The following is an 18,140-nucleotide window of genomic DNA, read 5'->3' on the forward strand; positions in this document are numbered from 1 at the left end:
AGGTCCCAGCCGGACCACGTCCAGGATCGCGGTCCAGGACGTGGCGCCCGGCTCCAGCACGGCCACGAACGAGTAGGGCCAGCCCGGAATGACCTGCGAGGCCGACTTCGCGCGGCCGTGGACGTGGCAGAACAGGCGCTCGGCCGAGCACGGCGCGTCCGAGCGGAGCCACGGCGACACATCGACCGCCAGGACCAGGCGCCCGCCCTCAAAACGCGGCAGCGCCAGCCCGGCCAGCGCCGCCCGTAACCGGTCGGCGTTGATCCGGCCGTGGTTCAAGCCGCCGTACATCGCTCCGTGCCCACGGCGATGCTCGGGTAGCAGCGTCAGGTCCACCGGCGACTTCACCGCACCCTCGGCACACAGCACCGCGTCCGCCAGCTCGAACAACTCGTCACGCCGAGCGGTCAGACACGCGTAGAACTCTCCCCGGAAGCGTGACGCTTCCGCGAACGCTTCCCGCCGGACATCATCAGGCAGCAGACTCACCCTCACGGCCTTCGTCGTGGTCACGTGCACCTTGGTCGGAGCACAGGATCAGACGAAGGCCGCCTCCATGTCCGGCGAACCCTCAGGTGAGCGACCCAGTACGAGACCTCGTTCGAGCCCGAAAGAAAAAGACCAAGTTTAGGCCGCGTGTCGGAAGTACCGCCTGCCCCGAACCGCAGGTGTACGAGCCCGCCGGGTTCGTCGGCGTGGATCTCGGCATCGTCGACATCGCCACCACCTCGACCGGCTACCGGGCCGCCGGCCGCGGCCTGAACAGGCACCGCAAGCGGCACGTGGAGCTGCGGAAGAAGTTGCAGGCCAAGGGCACCAAGTCCGCGAAGCGCCTGCTCAAGAAGCGCTCCCGCGAGGAAGCCCGGCACGCCGCCAACGTCAACCACATCATCTCCAAGACCATCGTCACCACCGCTGAACGCACCGGCGCGGGTATTGCCCTGGAAGACCTCACGGGCATCCGCGACCGGGTACGGCACTGCAAGGACCAGCGGACCTCTCTGCACTCGTGGAGCTTCCACCAGCTCGGCCGGTACATCGAGTACAAGGCCAAGCGGGCGGGGGTGCCGCTGGTGTACATCGAGCCGGCGTACACCAGCCGGCAATGTTCCGAGTGCGGTCACATCGACCGGAAGAACCGCGTCGATCAAGCGACGTTCGCGTGCCGGTCCTGCGGGGCCCTCATGCACGCGGACGACAACGCGTCCCACAACATCGGCCGCAAGGGCGAGACCGTGTGGACTGCGGGGCGTGAGTCACGCGTCCCTGCCACCCCCTAACGGGGTGTCTGAACGGAGGAGGCCACCCAGCAGCCAGCTGGGCCCTACCTCCAAGCCCGGTCCTTGAGGGCCGGGTCAAGTTGACTTCATGTGCGTGTCGAACCAGTCGAGCAGCTGCTCCGGGTGTTCGGGGAAGTAGGTGTAGCCGGACCAGCGGGCGGTGCTGCCCTCGATCCAGAACAGCTTCTTGTCGGCTACGGGGATCGCGTCGAAGATCGCCTGTACGTCCTCGGGCCGGGTGAGTACGTCATCGCGGACCTGGGTGATGAAGGTGGGCACCTGGCAGCTCTTCGCGTACTCGATGGGCGACACCTGGTCGATGGTGAAGCTGGTGACCAGCTGGAACGCTCGGTCGAAGTCGTCGATCCGGTCCGCGAGGCCCATCGCGCCGAGGGCCTGTCCGGCCATCACACGCAGGGAGACCGGCTGCGGGTTGACCAGGCAGCGGACGTCCTCGAAGAGTTCGGGGTGGCGGGCCATCGCGACATAGGTGGAGTTGCCGCCCATGCAGCGGCTGAGCAGACCGAGCGTCATGCCAGCGGTATCGGGCCGGGACTTGACGAACTTGAGTGAGCCGGCGACGTCACGGGACTCGAACAGGCCCCAGGTGAAGAGCCCCCCGTTGGCGGCACCGCTGTGACCGTGGTTACGGGCGTCGTAGGTCAGGATGTTGTAGCCGGCGTCGTGCAGGTGCTTGTACTCCGGCAGGAAGTTGACCTCGAAGTCGTTGCCGCCGGGGACCATCGACTTCCACGGATCCAAGTGCGAGGGGAAGCCGTAGCGGCACATGGGCAGCGGATGGTTGGCGACGATCAGCTTGTCCGAGCCGGGGGCGGGGATCCACCACGCTTCCAGCGGGGTGCCGTCCAGGGACGGGAAGGTGACCTCCTCATGGGCCATCCCGTACTCGTCGGGGGTGTGCAGCAGCGGTGTCCGGACCGGGTGGGTGAACATCCCGCCGACCAGGCCATTGATCATCTCCGAGGTGTCGGCCATGACACTTCCACCTTCACTTTCTACCTCATGGCGAAATCGCCCGATATGACCCTCCCTCAAAAAGGAACCTAGCTTCCGGACTGAAGGGAAGCCACTGGTCAAGGGTGTACTGGCATTACACCCCTCCGTGCCTCTTCCGCACCCCGTCCACCAGGCGAATTCCCCTAACCTGGCGTCCGTGGACCTTGCAGCCGAGACCCGGGCGTTTCTGACCTCCCGCCGCGCCGGAATCAGCCCCCAGGAGGCGGGACTGCCCGCCCCCGGCACCCGCCGGGTACCGGGGCTACGGCGTGCCGAGGTCGCCCGGCTCGCCGGGATCAGCGTCGAGTACTACGCCCGGCTGGAGCGCGGCAACCTGTCCGGGGTGTCGGACCAGGTCCTGGACGCCCTTGCCCGGGCGCTGCGGCTGAGCAAGCACGACCGCACCCATCTGGAAAGCCTCGCCCGTGCTGCCGGTACGGGACACCGGCGCCGACGCGGTCCGGCTCCCGCTGCCACGGTACGGCCGAATGTTCAGCATCTTCTGGACTCCATGACTGGCCCGGCCTTCGTCGTGAACGGCTGCGGTGACGTGCTGGCCGCCAACGCCGTGGGCCGCATCCTCTACGCCCCCATGATCGAGTCGGCCGGGGGTGCCACCCCCAACCACGCCCGGTTCACTTTCCTCGCCCCCGGCTCCCGCCAGTTCTGGGGCGACTGGGAGAGCGCGGCAGACAACCTCGTCGCCCTCCTGCACGCCCAGGCCGGCCGCGACCCGTACGACAGGGCCCTCACCGATCTCATCGCGGACCTGACCACCCGCAGCCAGGCGTTCCGCACCCGCTGGGCCAGCCACGGCATCCTCCAGTTCCATCAAGGCGCCAAGGCCATCCGTCATCCCGATGCAGGCCTTCTCCACCTCTCCTACGAAACGCTCGACCTCCCCGGTGACGATCTGATCCTCTTCACCTACGGTGCCGAGCCCGGCAGCGACTCCGAAGAGGCCCTGCACATCCTGGCCGGCCGTGCTGCCGAACCCGGCCTCGCCCCGGGTCGGCCGAGCCCTCCCCCGAGCAGGGGCGAGTAGCGGCAGCCGGCCAAACCCTTCGGCGAGACGCCCCCTCGCGGGAACGACGCCCTTCGAGAGCAGTCAGACACCCCGTCGACTTCGACACGCCGACGCGCCAACCCTGCGCGCCCCGATTGGATCGAGATCACTGTCAACAACGCTCGTGGTCATTACGCCTAAACCGTGTTGTGAAAGTAGCGCCGTCCGCCCGCCGGGAGCCTTCATGCCGGGCACGGTCTAGGATCGCCGGAATGAGCGAGAGCGTGATCAGGCTCCTCCTCGCCGAGGACCAGTCCATGGTGCGTGAGGCCCTCGCCGCGCTGCTCGGCCTGGAACCCGACATCGAGGTGGTGGCCCAGGTGGCGCGCGGCGACGAGGTTCTCGACGCCGCCCGTGCCCACGCGGTCGACGTGGCCCTCCTGGACATCGAGATGCCGGGCATGACCGGTATCGAGGCCGCCGGCGCGTTGCGCCGGGCACTCCCGGCCGTGAAGATCGTCGTCGTCACGACCTTCGGCCGCCCCGGCTATCTCCGCCGCGCGATGGAGGCGGGTGCCGACGCGTTTCTGGTGAAGGACGCGCCCGCCGCCCAACTCGCCGAGGCGGTACGGAAGGTGATCGCCGGAGAGCGCGTCATCGACCCCGCGCTCGCCGCCGCCGCGCTCGCGGAGGGCGCCGACCCGCTGACCGAACGCGAACGGGACGTGCTGCGCGCCGCAGCGGACGGCTCCACCAACGCCGAGATCGCCGCGGCCCTCCACCTCTCGCACGGTACGGTCCGCAACTACCTCTCGACCGCGATCCAGAAGACCGCCGCCCGCAACAGGGCCGACGCGGTACGGATCGCGGCGGACAAGGGCTGGCTGTAGGCCGCCGGTTCCGCGCGGCGCCGGTCCCGGAGCTCGGAGATCGGGTCTTGGGTCTCGGGATTCCGGATTCGAGCTTCGCCATGGGCTCATCACTCGTTCGAGGGAACAGAATGGGTGCGCGGGCCGACGCTTGAGCTTCGGGATTCGGGGGTCGGGATGCGAGGTCCGGGATTCGAGCGGTGTTGTTCATCCGGGAGGTAGGTAGGGGGGTTTGAGGAAAACCTCCCCCCCTCCCACCCCCCGTCACGGCCAGCAAGTATGACTAATGGTGAGCGAGTTGCGGCAGAGAGTTACGCGCGCTTACGGTGCCCACAACGAATCGACCCCGACGCGGTGTCCTACCACCAGGCCGGGGTCTCACCAAAGATCGACAACCTAGAAAGACGATCTCGTGGCTACCCAGCACCTTAGCCCCGCCCCGCCCGCGCCCGCAGCCTCGCGCCCGTACCGCAGGGCCAACGTCGGCTACGGCAAGCAGTCCGTTTCCGGCCAAGTCGCCGCCGGGCCGCGTGACTTCGCGTTCCTGCCGGAGCGTGAGCGGTATGTCGCCGCCTACGTCGACCACCTGCCCGACGGTGCCGCGATGGACATCAAGTCGCTGGCCAAGGACCTGCCCCTGTACGGGCAGATGGCGATCGGTACCGCTCTGCGCGCCCTCGGTGTGGCCGGGCATCTGCGGCGCGTACGCAGGCGGGCAGAAGGGGGCGGCCCGTGCCGGTGGGTGACCTTCACCTTCTGGTCGCGTACCGCCCGCGACAACGAGTGGTGGACCGCCCATCTCGAAGGTGAAGCCGCCGCGCCCGAGCAGCCCTGCGCGCCCTCCGCCGAGCCGTGGCCCACGTCGCGACCCGACCCGGTCGCCCCCCGGCAGCGCACCGCCGATCCGGCCCCCGGCCGGCCTCCGGCCCCGGCCCGGACGTCTGAAGCAGTCACCACGGCCGACCCCGGCCCGGATCTGCCGGTGCCCCCGGGGCCGCAGGGTGCGCCGGTTGTCGCGACGCCTGCCACCCACCCGGCTCTTGGTGCTTCTCCGGTCGCCGAGGGTCCCTCGCCCGCCTATGTCGCCCTGGCGGAAATCGCTCTCCGTGAGCCTCGTCTGCCGCTCTCGGCGGCGGACTGCGAGGTCCTGGAGCCGCTCGTCGCTGCCTGGTTCGCGCGGGGTGCGAGCGCCGAGTACCTGACGACGGCGCTCACCGCCGGGCTTCCCGAGCGGGTCGGATCGCCCGCCGGGTTCGTGCGTAGCCGCCTCACCGACAAGATGCCGCCCCGACTGTCCGCGACCCCCACCCCGCCGCCGGTCCCGGCACCGGGCGCCCCCGTCTCCCCGGTACGCCGTCTCCTGGTGGAGTGCACCGACTGCGGGCGCCCCGCCAGGGTCGAAGCACTCCCGGACGGCCTCTGCGCCCCCTGCCGCGCCGCCCACCGGGCCCCGGAACCCGCCGACCCGGCTACGGTCCCGGCCCAGGTCGAACGCGACGTCCCCGCCATCGTCGCCAGCCTCCGCAACCTGATGCGGACGCCGTGATCCCGGCGGGCCGCCCGTACCCGGCCGACGCTCCAGCAGGAACGCGCCCACGCGTAGAGGTGGGACTCCCCGCCGAGGTGCCGACCGGGAGTCCCGGAAGCGCGGATCAGCCGGACGCGGCGGACAGGATCACGTCCACGAGCCTGTCCGCCGCGTCCGGCCTTCCGTGCTCCCGAGCCCGCTGAGCCATCGCCTCCCGCCGCGCGGGGTCGGTGAGCAGTGGGCCCACCGCGTCCTTGAGCCGGTCGGCGGTGACGTCCCCGAGCAGGGCGACGGCAGCCCCGGCATCTTCCAGGTGGAGGGCGTTGTGCGCCTGCTCGTTCCCCGCTGACGTGGCGAGTGGGATGAACACCGCGGGCTTGCCCAGCGCGGTCACCTCGGCGAGTGTGCCTGCCCCACTGCGGGAGACCACGACATCCGCGAGCGCCAGGACGTCGGGCAGCTCCGGGCCGACGAATCCGGTGAGGTAGTACCGGTCGAGCAACTGCGCGGGCAGCCCGGCCGCATGCACCCGCAGGTCCTCGACGTTGTCCGGGCCGCACTGGTGGATCACGTTCGCGCGTTCCAGCAGCCACTCCAGCGCGGCACGGACGGTGCCGTTGATCTGCTGGGCACCCTGGGCGCCGCCGGTGACGTACACCGTCGGCAGCCGCCGGTCGAAGCCGCGCAGCTCCAGAGCCTCAACTGCTTTGTCCGCGTGCCCGGTCAGAATCTGCGGGCGTACCGGATTCCCGGTGACCACCGCATGGCCGCGTACCGCCTCCGGCAACAGCGGCAACGTCGACTCCGAGGACACCGCGATCCGCGTCGCCGAGCCCGCCAGCTTCCGGTTCGCCAGCCCCAGGCGCACGGTCTGCTCGTGCAGCACCAGTGGGCGGCGGCAGAGACGGGCTGCCAGACCGGCGGGGACGGCCACGTACCCACCGGTGGCAAGCACGACGTCGGGCCGGAAGTCGGCCACCAGCTTCCTCGCCTGCGCCACGCCGAGCGGAACCCGGGCCATGTCCTTCACGTTCGCCGCGGACATCATCTTGAGCGGGTTGCTGGACCTGCGGATTTTTCCCGTGGCGACGGTGGCGAACGCGATCCCCTCGGCCGGTGCGACACGCGCCTCCAGGCCGTCAGCCGTGCCGATCCACAGCACGTCGAGGGTCCCGCCCTCGGCCGACAGCCGCTCTTGAAGGGCGCGGATGGCGGTGAGCGCAGGGTAGGTGTGCCCCCCGGTGCCTCCTCCGGTGACGATCAGGCGGAAGGCGTCGGCGGGTCCACGTGCACGGTTCACCCGCAGCAGCGTACTGACTTCGCCGCCCCACCACCGCAGGGCGGGCGGAAGGCACTTCATCGTTCGCGGACCAGCTCGCCCTGTCGTGGGTCGGCCGGCCGGATCCGACTCCCGTCGGCCCCGAGGGACGGGCGGCCTTCCGCGTCCTCGTGGAGGTGGCGTACCGCCGTTTCCCCCAGGGCTTCCGGGACTCCCGGCCGGGGTGCCGACCGGGGTGCCGACCGGAGAAGAGGGGCGGTGTCAGCCCAGGTGCCCGCCAATGGCGCCTTCGGGCGCGAGGGCGGCGATGTGGGCGAGGTCCTCGGCTGTCAGCATCAGTTCGGCCGCGGCGATGTTCTGCGCGACGCGGGCCGGGTTGCGGGAGCCGGGGATCGGGACGATGTACTCCCTCTCCGCGAGCAGCCACGCCAACGCCAGCTGCGCGAGGGTGGCGCCCTTGCCCGCCGCGAACGCGGACAGCTCGTCGGCGAGGGCCGTGTTCGCCCCGAAGTTCTCCGGTGCCCACCAGGCCAGCCGCTGGCGGAAGTCGTTCGCGTCGTACTGCTCGCGCGGTTTGGCGTTGCCGCTGAGGAACCCGCGTGCGAGCGGCGAGTAGGCGACGAACCCGATGCCGAGCTCCTCCAGTACGGGGAAGAGCGCCTTCGACCCGGGCGCGAAGACCGAGTACTCGTTCTGCACGACCGAGACCGGGTGCACCGCGTGGGCCCTGCGGACGGTGTCCCCGTCGGCGTTGGAGAGCCCGAGGTACGCGACCTTCCCGGCGTCGACCAGCTCCTTCATCACGCCGACGACCTCTTCGACCGGGACGCGGGGGTCGGGCATGTGCTGGTAGAGCAGGTCGATCGAGTCGACGGCGAGATTGCGCAGGCTGTTGTCGACCACCTCGCGGATGTGCTCGGGCCGCGAGTCCTGGCCGAACGATTCGGTGAGGCCGAACTTGGTCGCGATCGTCACCTCGTCGCGGATCGGCGCGAGCGCGTGGCCGAGCAGCTTCTCGCCCTCGCCCCAGCCGTACATCTCGGCGGTGTCGAAGTGGGTGACGCCGAGCTCGTGCGCGCGGCGGATCGCGGCGATCGACTCGGTGTCGTCGGAAGGGCCGTAGCCGATCGCGGTACCCATCGCGCCGTAACCGATCGCGGCGGCGGTCAGGCCCTGGCTGCCCAGCTTCCTCGTCTCCACGAGCTGCTCCTCAGTTCTCGTCACTACCCAAACCAAACTGTTCGGTTTTACCGTACGCCTCCTCCGGGGGTACGCCAAACCGAACGGTTCGGTGGAGGCGTGGCCAGGTAGATTGGGCCCATGGCTCCTCCCACCGGCACCGGCACCGACTCCACCCGCGACCGCATCATCACCGCGGCGACGGCGGAGTTCTCCCGGTACGGAATCGCCGGGGCGCGGATCGATCGCATCGCGAAAGGGGCGCGGACCAGCAAGGAACGCCTCTACGCCCACTTCCGCAGCAAGGAAGAGCTCTACGCGACCGTCGCCGCCGCCGAGCTCTCGGCGGTCGCCGGAGCCACCCGCCTGGACCCCACCGACCTCCCCGGCTACGCGGGACGCGTCCACGACTACTTCGCGGCCCACCCCGAGCGCCTGCGCCTCATGAACTGGGGCCGTCTCGAACTGGCCGGCGGGACCCCGGCCGCTCCGGACGACCCCCTCCGGGCGACCGTGGCTCACAAGACCGGGCAGGTGCGCGAGGCGCAGGAAGCGGGCCATCTCGACCCGGCATGGGACCCCGCCGACATCCTGATGTTCGTCAACCAGCTCGCCATGTCGTGGGTCGGCCAGCCGGATCTGACGCCCGTCGACCCGGACGAGCGGGCGGCCTTCCTCGCCGAGCGCCGGGCGGCCATCGTCGCGGCCGTGCAACGCCTGTTCCCGGCCGCTTCGGCCTGACCGTTCCTGACGTACGGGCCGGACTCGCACCACCCCGAGGGGTTACCCGCCCGGAGCTGAATCCCCGCGCTGGGGCGGCAGTTCGGGGGGCCCGTCCTCGCCGGTCTCGATGATCCGCCATGAGTGGGCCGCCGGGTGGTTGTCGAAGAGCCCGCAGGCGTCGCCGAGTTCGTCCGTCGCGGTGCACCAGAACAGCATCACCCGGTACATCCGGGTGTCGGTCCACCGCACCCAGAGCGCCCCGCCGAGCCGGTCGTCCTCCCACAGCAACTCGGCGTGCTCGGCGCGGTGGTGCTCCGCCAGCTCGCAGCGGAGCGGCCGGGCGCGATCTCCGGCTCCCCCGGAGGCGGTGGCCGCTGCCACGACCTGCGCCGGGGGTGGCATCAGGGCGGTGGCGGGGCAGCGGTTCAAGAGGTTGCCGGTCTTCTCCGGGCCCTGCCGTCCCGCGCTCATCGGTCGCCGACCGAGGTGTGCCACTCGCCCCGGGACAGGTGGACGACCCCGTCCGGGGTGATGCGGACCCGCGCCCCGAGCAACGGCAGGGAGCCATCGGTGTTGAGCCGGTTCCGGAGGCGTTCCAGTACGTCCCAGAGGCGTCGCGGGCCGCTCTGGTGCACGGCGGGAGGGTCGGTCCACTCGGCGGACGCGCGGGCCCACGAGCCGTCCGGATGCACCAGATAGGCGGTACGCGTCTTCCCCCGGGTACCGAAACCGAGCTCCACCCCGGGCGCGACGACCTCCAGCATGGACCGCAGCTCCCACGCGTTCTCCAGGTCCACCACCGGATAGCGGCCCGTACCGACGTCGTTCCCCTCCGCCACGTGCGCGAGGGCGAACAGGCCGGTGCAGGCGTCCGGGTAGTCGTCGCCGGACCGGGCCGGCATGAACCCGGCCATGTCCCGCTCGACTTGGCCCACCACGTCCCCGTTGGCGCGCTTCCACCCGGTGATGATCAGGGTGGTACGCGCCAGCGTCATGGCGAGCCGCCCGCCGGGCACGAGCGAGGCGAGCACCGCGCGGAGCCCGGGTCCGGGCGGCAGCCCGACCGTGGACACGATCCGCTCGTACGTCCCCGGCACGTGCTCGGTCGCGTCGGCCGTGAGCATCGTCGGGTAGTACCCGAGCTCCGCGAGCCGTTCGCCCGCGACGGACGAGAGGTAGGGGTCCACGTCCAGGCTCGTCACGTGCTTGTCCCCGATGCGGAAGGACGCGTACGCGGTGAGCCCGCCCGCCCCCGTACCCAGGTCCAGCAGCGGAAGCCCGTCCCCGAGCCGCGCGTGCCGGAGCATCCGGACCGTGAGGCTCGGCAGCGTCGCCGACGACGTGGGCAGCCCTTCGGGCTGGTCCTCGGCCGTTGCGTGGTCGGCGTGTAATCCGCCCACCCGAGTCACCAACGACCGGTCCGCGTAAGCCGCTTCGGCCCACGCCGACGGGTCGCCCGCCCCGTCGCGCAGGGCCCACGCCCCCGTACCGTCGGGCTCCCACCAACGGGGCACCAACTGGTGCCGGGGTACGAGCGCCACCGGCGGGAGCCAGCGGGATACGGGGTCCACGATGTCGGTGGCGAGTCGCTCGGCTTTGATCTGCCAGTCCATGGGTCGGCCTTTCGGTCGGTCTGGTGGGTCTGGTTGGGATGGTGGGTCCGGTGGGTCCGGTGGGTCTGCTGAATCCGTGACGGACGTCGAGAGCTTGGGTGTTGGCGGGGCGCGTACGCCTCCGAATCGCGCCACGCGCCCCGCCTTCGGGTGGAATTCGCCCGGTACCCCGGCGCCCGCGCCGCGTGCCGTGCGTCGCGAACTCCGTTCCCCGTGAACTCCGTTCCCCGCAAACTCCGTGTCCCGTGTTCCGGGTTACGTCAGAGCGCTTCGCCCCGACTCCGCGCGTTGCACCGGGCGTTCTCGGCCCGCAGCCGCTCTATGGGAGTCGCAGGGCGTACGCACTCGGGTGCGGCCTCCCATTCGAGCCCGCCGGCGAGAGGGCGTATGGCCCAGTAGGGGCCGGAGCGGCCTCGGAACTCGCCGACACGGTCCTGACGGCTCGTGTCGACCATGACCGCACCGAGGACGGGGGGTGGGGGACCCACGGCATTCGGACTGACGTTCTCTCCGGACACCTTTCGCTCCTCTCTGTAGCGAATGCACTACGGGGGGTCTTCAGGGTGTCCTAGAGTCAACTTCCCTTCAACTAGCGAGAATGGAAGGAAGAGGAGGCCCCGGCATGGTCAACCGCTTGGAGCTGAACCCGGAAGCAAGCCCGCGCGCGGCATACGGTGCGCGCATCAGACGGATGCGGGAGAGGCGCGGGTGGAGCCAGGAGGAACTGGCGTCCCATCTGACCTATTCCAGTCAGCATGTCTCAGCGGTTGAAACTGCTCGGAAACCGCCAACTCTCCGCTTTTCGCGTGAGATCGATGCCGCATTCGGCGTCGCAGGCTCGGCGGAGTCGTTCGAGAACGAGTGGCGCGAAATCCGGCACGGGTCGCTGCTGGAGGGGTTCCCCGAGTTCGTCGCCTACGAGGGGCGGGCGGTGGAGATCCGGTTGTTCGAGGTGGGGATCATCCCTGGCCTGTTGCAGACGCCGGAGTACGCACAGGTGTTGGCGTACAGCGCGGTGCGGAGGGGCGTCATTACGCCCGAGCAGGCGGACGAACGTGTGGCCCTTCTGGCGGAGCGCCAAGCGGTCCTGGAGCGGCCCCGGCCGCCCATGATGATGGTGGTGATGGACGAGAGCTGCATCCGCAGGCAGGTCGGAGGGGCCAAGGTGATGGACGCGCAGCTGGCGCGCCTCGTCGAGTTCGCTGAACTGCCGAACACGGTGCTCCACGTCGCCCCCTACGACATGGGCGAGCGCCGTCCGTTCAACCTCCCCATGAGCCTGCTCACGCTGACGGACCTGTCCATGATGGCCTACGCGGAGTCCCAGATGCGTGGCCATCTGGAGCGTGAAACGACTGCCGTGCTGCCTCAGTTGGTGGCCTACCATCAACTACAGGCCGAAGCGCTGTCTCAGGCGGCCTCGGTGGCCATGATTGAAAAGGTACGAAAGGGCACCCCATGACGACCGAATCCCCCCGTTGGTTCAAGTCTTCGTACAGCGACAACGGTGGCCAGTGTGTCGAGGTCGCTTCCAACCTTGCCGTGGCGCAGAACGTCGTACCTGTCCGTGACTCCAAGGTTCCCAGTGGCCCGGTCCTGGGCTTCACCGCCGACTCCTTCACCTCGTTCGTGGCGGGCGTGAAGGCCGGAGAGTTCGGCGCCGTCTGACCCTCGGCGTCGGTCAACCGAACCAGGCAGAAGGAAGCCCCACCGTGAGACGCACGGTGGGGCTTCTTCGTGGCCGGAGGGCAGTAGGCGTGTTTTCGCCTCGGTGGGGGTGAAGTTGGCCGCCTACGATCGCCACGCGAGGTGACTCTCGCCCCGTGTGGCATGCGTGGTCGTGATCGAGCGCTGGTGAAAGGGCATCCCGTGATGACTGAGTCCCCTCGTTGGTTCAAGTCCTCGTACAGCAACAACGGTGGCAACTGCGTCGAGGTCGCTGCCAACCTCGCCGTGGTGCGCAACCTTGTCCCGGTCCGTGACTCCAAGGTTCCCGGCGGCCCGGTCCTGGGCTTCACCGCCGACTCCTTCACCTCGTTCGTGGCGGGCGTGAAGGCCGGGGAGTTCGGCGCCGTCTGACCCTCGGCGCCAGCCCTTCTGCATGAGAAAAAGGGAAGCCACATCGTGCGCACCATGGTCGGGCTTCCCGTTGTACGAGCGGGCTTCGGGTGTGAGGTCCGCCCGCTGAGGGCGACGGCAAGGGCGGGCCCCGAGAGCGCCTTGCGATCGTAGGCACCGGACGCCGCTGGACCCGACCTCCGAGTGGACGAGGTCCCCTCGGTGTGACATTCGCCCAATCTGCCGAGGGGCAGGCGGCCACCTACTTGCATCGGGGCCTCGTCGCCCAGTCGCCCGCGGTCAGGAGCAGCGTTCGCCGGTTCGCCCGGCGGTATGGAGGACGGGTGCGATCGACGGTCCAGCGATTTGGAGGGGGCGCCACGCGCAGGGTTCGCTTCTGGGCGACTGCTGCCGCGCTGGGGACTGGATCGCTCACGCTGCCCACAGGGCCCCCATCGAAACGCCCGCCGGCCCCTCATGCTTCTTGTCTCGCACGATCACGAAATGGCTTGAGTGTGAGCGGGCAAGGCCTGTTCCAGACGCCTTCCGTAACCTGCTGATTGCTGTACCGGGATGACGAAGGGGGTTCGTCTCCCGCGAGGGGGTCGGACCCCTCTCTAGTGAGAGTGAAAGAGTGTTTCAGGCTATATTTCAGGGCAAGAGCGAGTTCGTCATTCTGCTCGCATCTATTTCGTTTGCGCTCGCGTTGATTGTCTATTGGTGGCGCAATAGGCGGCAGAACCCTGCGCTCATTCCTTCGGCTTTCGTCTTCTGCCTGGCGATTGTTCTGGGGGTTACTCTCTTCCTCTCCGGGGGCGGGGGAGCCAGCCACGAGTGCACGCTCAATCACGAGATCGGGGAACCGTTCCGAACGACGCAGGGCCTGTTGAACGGGTTGATGACCGCTCCTCTGGGGTTCCTGGGACTGCTCGCGTCGCGACGTCGACTGCTGACCCTCACGGGTGTCGTTCTGGGTCCTTGCCTGGTCGAAGTCGCTCAGGCTTCGGTGAACGCGTTCTCGCGGCTGTGCGACAGTTCGGATGCCGAGATGAACATCCTGGGCGGTCTGGCGGGCGTGGGCCTGGCGTGGTGGGTGGCACGTGCGCGTGGCCTGAAGCTGAAGCCGACTCTGAGGGAGCGCACTCCCACGGTTGTGGCGTCTCTGGCCGGTATCGCGGTGCTGGCCGTGGCGGTGTCGGACATCACCTTCACCGCCGTCGACGCCACCAGCGTGCAGAGCGGTTCGGGGCAGCAGGCCGACGCCATGCGCGATGCCCTGGACGAAGCGTTCGGCGACAAGTTCAAGGACCTGGGAGACGGGCGGCTTCAGTACTCGCCGGTGGAAGGGCTCAACCGGGGGAGTGTCCACTTCTCGGATCGGAGAGTCGACGCGGAACTGTCCTGGCCTTCGACGCTCAAGCTCTCGGCGATGTTCGAGTGGAGCGACAAGCCAACCAGCCGATCGGTATCCATCGACGGCCGCGAGCATCCCCACATGGACCTTGCCGAGGCGAAGAAGCTGGCGACGCGGTACGCGGACGAGCACTATCCGTGGGCGGACGCCGCAACCCACGTGACTGTGGTACCGGTCGCCGACGGCGAGTTCGGCTGGATGGCCTCGTGGCGGGTGATGGACCACGACGTCCTGATGCCGGCCATGCTCGACGTGCAGATCAACAGAGTCGGCCGCATCAGCCAACTGCTCGTATCGAGGGGTCCCACGCACCTTGACGAACTGCCGTCCGTCGACGTCAGCCGCAGCGAGGCGATCGACATCGCGAAGAAGTCCATGACCCATTCCGAGTCCCTGGAGTTCCATGCGAACGTTCTTAAAGCGTCCCTGCGCAGCGGACATTGGAGGCCTGAGTACATAGTTCAGGCCACGGTTCGAGGGGCAACGGACGGATCAACCGACCTGTACGTCGACGCGCACACAGGGAAGCTGCAACCGACCGCCCCGGAGTGACCCGGACGGAGACCGGGACGTCGCTCCAGACGCGGCCGGGTTGCCCGCGGGCCGCCGGGTCAGTAGTTCTGGTTCTCGCTCTCCGCCGTCAGCCACTCCATGTGATCGTGGAAATGCTGCCCCGCCTGCTGGAACAGCTGGTGCTCCCCGTTCTGGAGGCTCTCGACCCCGAACTCCGAGCTGAGGTGCCGGTCGACGACCTGGAGGAGGGCGAAGGGCCCGGTCAACGCGGGTCCGCCCGCGTGGAGGTCATCGACGGGCAACTGCGCGATGGGACCGGAGATCTTGGCGATCATCTTCTCCATGACAGCGGAGTTCCGCTGCGCGCCGATGAAGTGGTTGCCGTACCCGCCCGTGTCGAGGAGGTAATCCGCCGCGGTTCTGACCTGCTCGGCGGTCACGACCCCCTCGACGGGCGGCGCCCCCGCGGCCTTCAGCGGGGCGTCGAGGCTCTGCCTGTCCCGGATGAGGGGTCCGAGGAGAGGCATGTCCTTCTCGCGAAGCTCCGGGCGGTTCTGCTTGAGGTCGATCGTCCCGGACCCCAGGTCCACGTCGGCGTACACGCCGCCGTGCTTCTTGAGGATGCTGTACCGGGCGATGTCCGAGGCCAGGGGATAGGCCATGTCCGGCCCCGCGGTGGCCCTCTCGTACGTGGCGGCGACCCGTTCGTCGATGGCGTCCTCGATGTACTTGAACTCGATCGACTTGGCCACCTTCACCCGGCCCGAGTCGGCCCACGACCACGTACTGCGCTTGTCCGTCCAGAGGTTGATGCGCCAGTCGGTGTTCTGGGCCTTCGCCGCCCAGGCCAGGACGTTGTTGAGCGCATCCCTGCTGATGCCGCGGCCGATCCAGATGAAATGGACCAGGGCCGGGATGCGAACGCGTTCCTCAGCGGGGAAGTGGGACACCACCTCGCGGAGCTTGGCGAGATAGGCCGGCTGCGGATCGAGGGCTTCGAGGCGCCTCATGACGAGCGTGACCGCCTCGTGGTCGCCCTTGCCGAGCGCGTCGAAGACGAAGCTGCGGACGTCGTCCTCGTTGTCGGAGTCCACGGGCTCCCGGCCCGCGTTCCCCTCTCCCGCGCGCGTGACGTCGAGCGGAGCGCGTTGCACGGCCGGCCCGGTTCCCGGGGAAGCCGCGGCCTGCGGCGGAACGGGCGCGGTGCCGTCCGCCTTCCGCTGCACCGGCGCCTGTCCGCGCATCACCTCGTGGGCCTGCCGCTCGGCGGCCACCTCCAGAGGATCGTCGGGCTTGGAGATGCGCAGGCCCCTCGGGTCGGCTTCACCGCCCACCGGCCCCTGCCGCTGCTGGAGGACATGTCCGAGTTCGTGTGCGAGCGTGTGCTTGTCGCCGCCGCCGTCGCCGATGACGATGCTGCTGCCCGACGTGAAGGCACGCGCCCCGACCTCTGCCGCCGAGTGGCGCGCCCGGGACCCGGTGTGCAGACGTACGTCGGAGAAGTCCGCGCCGCCGAACCGGGACTCCATCTCCTGCCGGAGCTCACCGCCCATCGGCTGCCCCGGGCTGCGCAGCACCTCGTGGACGGCCGACCGCTGCACGGTCGTGTCGCCGTGCCCGCAGTCGGGACCGTGCGCGTGCCGCTGCTCCTCGACCAGCCGGGCGACCGCCGCGTTGCCCGCCGACCGCTGGAGGGCTGTCATGTCGGCTCCGACCAAGGGCGTCCCGGGCGTCCAGCCCTTGGCCGCGACCGCCCGGGACACCGGCTTGGCCTTCGACTCCCGCTGTGCGGACGTGTCCGTCGCCACGTGTTCGTGCGTCAAAAGATCTCCCTGGTCTCATGCCGGACGCCCGGGCCGAGGCAGTCCTCACCGGGACACCTTCGACAACCGGTCAAGAAGTCACAAGGGCCACATGGCCCTGCTTGCGGGCAGACCTCGATGCCCGCGAGGCCCAGCCCCACGCGGTCGGTGGGCCACCGCCGTATCGTGTCCGGTCGGTCGCCGCCCCGTATCGTGTCCGGTCGGTGGGCCTCCCCGTGAAGTCGACCGTTCTCACCCCCTGTTCGTCCCCCCCCCAACACTTCTGCCGGCGCTGGAGCCGACGCCGGAGCGGTCCTGAACTCCCGCTCACCGGCGTCACCTTGGACGACTCCTGGCGACGGGGACCGTGCCCGCGCACGCGGCGCCGCTCCCCGGCCGTCCCACCGTGCAGCGGAAGGCCCACCGTGACCGCGCGTCACTGGTTCCGTCGTACCGCATCGGCTCTTCGTTCCCGCGCGGGGAGGCCCGGCCCGGCCGGGCCACCCCCGGCGGCACCGTCCGCCTCCTACCGTTCCGCCCTGCGCACCCCCGGTGCGGCGGCCTTCTTCCTCGCCGCCGCACCCGCCCGGGTCGGGGTGGCCATGACCGGTCTCGGACTGGTCTGGCTGATCCACGCGGAGACCGGGTCCTTCGGGGCGGCCGGTCTGGTCACCGGTTCGTTCGCCCTGGCGGAGGCGCTGGTCGGCCCGCAGGTGGCCCGCCTCATGGACCGGTACGGGCAGACACGCGTCCTCGTCCCCCTGCTGACCGCCCACGCGGCGGCGGTCGCGGTTCTCGTCACGTCGGCCCTGACGGGAGCGCCCACGGCGGCGGCGATGGCGGCCGGTCTCGCGGCCGGAGCGACGATTCCCCAGGTCGGTGCCTTGTCCTCGGCCCGCTGGTCGGCCCTGCTGCGCGGCAGAGCAACCGAACCGGCTGACGCGGCCCTGGCCCCGGCCTTCGCGCTCGAAGCCTTCGCCAACGAGGCCGCCTACCTCCTCGGCCCCGCCCTCGCCGTGCTCGCCGCGACCCGCCTGCACCCGGCCGCCGGAACGGTGCTGGCCGGCGCTCTCGTCGTCGGCGCCGGACTGGTCTTCGCGTCCCTGCGGCGTACGGCCCCGGAGCCCGCCGCGCGCCCGGTGCGGGAACGTCCGGGAGGCAGGGGTCCGCGACGGCTGTGGGGCCCGCGAAGGCCGACGGATGCGCCCGTGCTGGGAGGCCCGGGCGTGCTGTGGGGCCGGGGTTTCGTCGCCCTGCTGGTGGTCAACCTCGCGCTTGGCGTCTTCTTCGGCTCGACGCAGGTCTCGGTGAGCGCCATCGCCGCCGACCTCCACGCCGCCCCCGCTGCCGGGCTGCTGTACGGACTGATGGGCGTGGCAAGCCTGTTGGCGGGCCTGGCCTACGGGACGTACACCCGACGCACTCCGCTCGCCACCCAACTCCCCCTGCTTCTGTCCTTCCTGGCCTGCGCGTCGCTGCTGCCGCCGCTCGCCGACACCCCCTGGCAACTGGGCCTCGCCCTCCTGCTGCCCGGCGCGGGGATCGCACCGTGCGTCGTCGTCACCTCGACGCTCATGGCGTCGGCCGTGGACCGGTCGGTGCTCACGCAGGCCTTCACCTGGGCGAACTCCGCGAGCGCGGCGGGCATCGCGCTCTCCGCCGGTACGGTCGGCCGGCTCGTCGACGGGCCGGGCGGGGCCGGAACGGGCTTCACCGTCCCCTTCCTCACCCTGACCCTGACCGCGGCCCTGGCCCGGTCCAGCCGCCGCGCCCTCACCACGGGCCGGGCGGGCCAAACCGGGCGGTGCCCGGTGCCCCCGGACGCCGTATAACCGTTCGACAGCCCCGCCGGCCCGCGC

General features: G+C 70.0%; 17 protein-coding genes and 1 pseudogene. 10 read left to right on the forward strand and 8 right to left on the reverse strand.

From position 1 onward, the window contains the following. Positions 1-489: transposase (locus ACWCWD_RS09450; protein WP_450771908.1), on the reverse strand; the 489-nt coding region annotated here is incomplete at its 3' end. A gap of 167 nt (positions 490-656) precedes the next feature. On the opposite strand from ACWCWD_RS09450, the pseudogene ACWCWD_RS09455 reads away from it, so the two are divergent. Further along, positions 657-1,280, forward strand: a pseudogene (locus tag ACWCWD_RS09455) (RNA-guided endonuclease InsQ/TnpB family protein); the annotation flags it as partial. A 75-nt stretch (positions 1,281-1,355) separates the two neighbouring features. Here ACWCWD_RS09455 and ACWCWD_RS09460 read toward each other — a convergent pair. Further along, on the reverse strand, positions 1,356-2,276 hold the full coding sequence (locus ACWCWD_RS09460; protein ID WP_450771483.1) for an alpha/beta hydrolase family protein: 921 nt from the start codon (positions 2,274-2,276) through the stop codon (positions 1,356-1,358). Between the two features lie 178 nt (positions 2,277-2,454). Here ACWCWD_RS09460 and ACWCWD_RS09465 point away from each other — a divergent pair, with 178 nt between their 5' ends. The 3 genes from ACWCWD_RS09465 (at position 2,455) to ACWCWD_RS09475 (ending at position 5,718) form a co-directional block, all read left to right on the forward strand. Beyond that, entirely contained in the window at positions 2,455-3,342 is an 888-nt protein-coding gene (locus ACWCWD_RS09465; RefSeq protein WP_450771484.1) for a helix-turn-helix domain-containing protein, read from the forward strand. A gap of 233 nt (positions 3,343-3,575) precedes the next feature. Continuing rightward, positions 3,576-4,193, forward strand: a complete 618-nt coding sequence (locus ACWCWD_RS09470) for a response regulator (protein WP_450771485.1) — start codon at positions 3,576-3,578, stop codon at positions 4,191-4,193. Positions 4,194-4,584: 391 nt separating this feature from the next. After that, a complete protein-coding gene (locus ACWCWD_RS09475) occupies positions 4,585-5,718 on the forward strand; it encodes a MarR family transcriptional regulator (protein WP_450771487.1) in 1,134 nt (377 codons plus the stop codon). Positions 5,719-5,824: 106 nt separating this feature from the next. Here ACWCWD_RS09475 and ACWCWD_RS09480 read toward each other — a convergent pair whose 3' ends face one another. Together ACWCWD_RS09480 and ACWCWD_RS09485 are read right to left on the reverse strand one after the other, a co-directional pair. Then, the gene (locus ACWCWD_RS09480) at positions 5,825-7,009 is read right to left on the reverse strand and encodes a UDP-N-acetylglucosamine--N-acetylmuramyl-(pentapeptide) pyrophosphoryl-undecaprenol N-acetylglucosamine transferase (RefSeq protein ID WP_450771910.1); all 1,185 of its coding nucleotides are present in this window, start codon (positions 7,007-7,009) and stop codon (positions 5,825-5,827) included. Between the two features lie 231 nt (positions 7,010-7,240). Further along, on the reverse strand, positions 7,241-8,179 hold the full coding sequence (locus ACWCWD_RS09485) for an aldo/keto reductase (RefSeq protein WP_450771488.1): 939 nt from the start codon (positions 8,177-8,179) through the stop codon (positions 7,241-7,243). Between the two features lie 120 nt (positions 8,180-8,299). Here ACWCWD_RS09485 and ACWCWD_RS09490 point away from each other — a divergent pair, with 120 nt between their 5' ends. Continuing rightward, positions 8,300-8,899 (forward strand): TetR family transcriptional regulator, encoded by a 600-nt coding sequence (locus ACWCWD_RS09490; RefSeq protein ID WP_450771490.1) that lies wholly within the window; start codon positions 8,300-8,302, stop codon positions 8,897-8,899. Positions 8,900-8,941: 42 nt separating this feature from the next. Here ACWCWD_RS09490 and ACWCWD_RS09495 read toward each other — a convergent pair whose 3' ends face one another. From ACWCWD_RS09495 to ACWCWD_RS09505, 3 genes are all read right to left on the reverse strand, one after another. Further along, positions 8,942-9,352, reverse strand: a complete 411-nt coding sequence (locus ACWCWD_RS09495; protein WP_450771491.1) for a hypothetical protein — start codon at positions 9,350-9,352, stop codon at positions 8,942-8,944. After that, positions 9,349-10,494: a methyltransferase domain-containing protein gene (locus ACWCWD_RS09500; RefSeq protein ID WP_450771493.1), complete on the reverse strand. Its 1,146-nt coding sequence runs from the start codon at positions 10,492-10,494 to the stop codon at positions 9,349-9,351. Before ACWCWD_RS09500 ends, ACWCWD_RS09495 begins: the two co-directional genes overlap by 4 nt. A 260-nt stretch (positions 10,495-10,754) precedes the next feature. After that, positions 10,755-11,012 carry a hypothetical protein gene (locus tag ACWCWD_RS09505; RefSeq protein WP_450771494.1) on the reverse strand — a complete coding sequence of 86 codons (258 nt, stop codon included), beginning with the start codon at positions 11,010-11,012 and terminating at the stop codon, positions 10,755-10,757. A gap of 104 nt (positions 11,013-11,116) precedes the next feature. On the opposite strand from ACWCWD_RS09505, the gene ACWCWD_RS09510 reads away from it, so the two are divergent. The 4 genes from ACWCWD_RS09510 to ACWCWD_RS09525 all read left to right on the forward strand — a co-directional run bounded on the left by ACWCWD_RS09510 (position 11,117) and on the right by ACWCWD_RS09525 (position 14,518). Continuing rightward, positions 11,117-11,956, forward strand: coding sequence for a helix-turn-helix domain-containing protein (locus ACWCWD_RS09510; protein ID WP_450771496.1), 840 nt, complete (start codon positions 11,117-11,119; stop codon positions 11,954-11,956). Next, complete coding sequence (locus ACWCWD_RS09515; protein ID WP_450771498.1) at positions 11,953-12,162, forward strand: DUF397 domain-containing protein; 210 nt, start codon at positions 11,953-11,955, stop codon at positions 12,160-12,162. The genes ACWCWD_RS09510 and ACWCWD_RS09515 overlap by 4 nt, the downstream gene beginning before the upstream one ends. A gap of 201 nt (positions 12,163-12,363) precedes the next feature. Further along, complete coding sequence (locus tag ACWCWD_RS09520) at positions 12,364-12,573, forward strand: DUF397 domain-containing protein (protein ID WP_450771499.1); 210 nt, start codon at positions 12,364-12,366, stop codon at positions 12,571-12,573. A 613-nt stretch (positions 12,574-13,186) separates the two neighbouring features. Continuing rightward, positions 13,187-14,518, forward strand: a complete 1,332-nt coding sequence (locus ACWCWD_RS09525; RefSeq protein WP_450771501.1) for a VanZ family protein — start codon at positions 13,187-13,189, stop codon at positions 14,516-14,518. Between the two features lie 59 nt (positions 14,519-14,577). Here ACWCWD_RS09525 and ACWCWD_RS09530 read toward each other — a convergent pair whose 3' ends face one another. Beyond that, positions 14,578-16,302 carry an eCIS core domain-containing protein gene (locus ACWCWD_RS09530; RefSeq protein ID WP_450771503.1) on the reverse strand — a complete coding sequence of 575 codons (1,725 nt, stop codon included), beginning with the start codon at positions 16,300-16,302 and terminating at the stop codon, positions 14,578-14,580. Between the two features lie 404 nt (positions 16,303-16,706). Between ACWCWD_RS09530 and ACWCWD_RS09535 the strand changes: the two genes are divergently transcribed. Continuing rightward, positions 16,707-18,113 (forward strand): MFS transporter, encoded by a 1,407-nt coding sequence (locus ACWCWD_RS09535; protein ID WP_450771505.1) that lies wholly within the window; start codon positions 16,707-16,709, stop codon positions 18,111-18,113. Positions 18,114-18,140: the final 27 nt, after the last annotated feature.

The sequence above is a fragment of the Streptomyces sp. NPDC001493 genome (genome assembly GCF_053597235.1).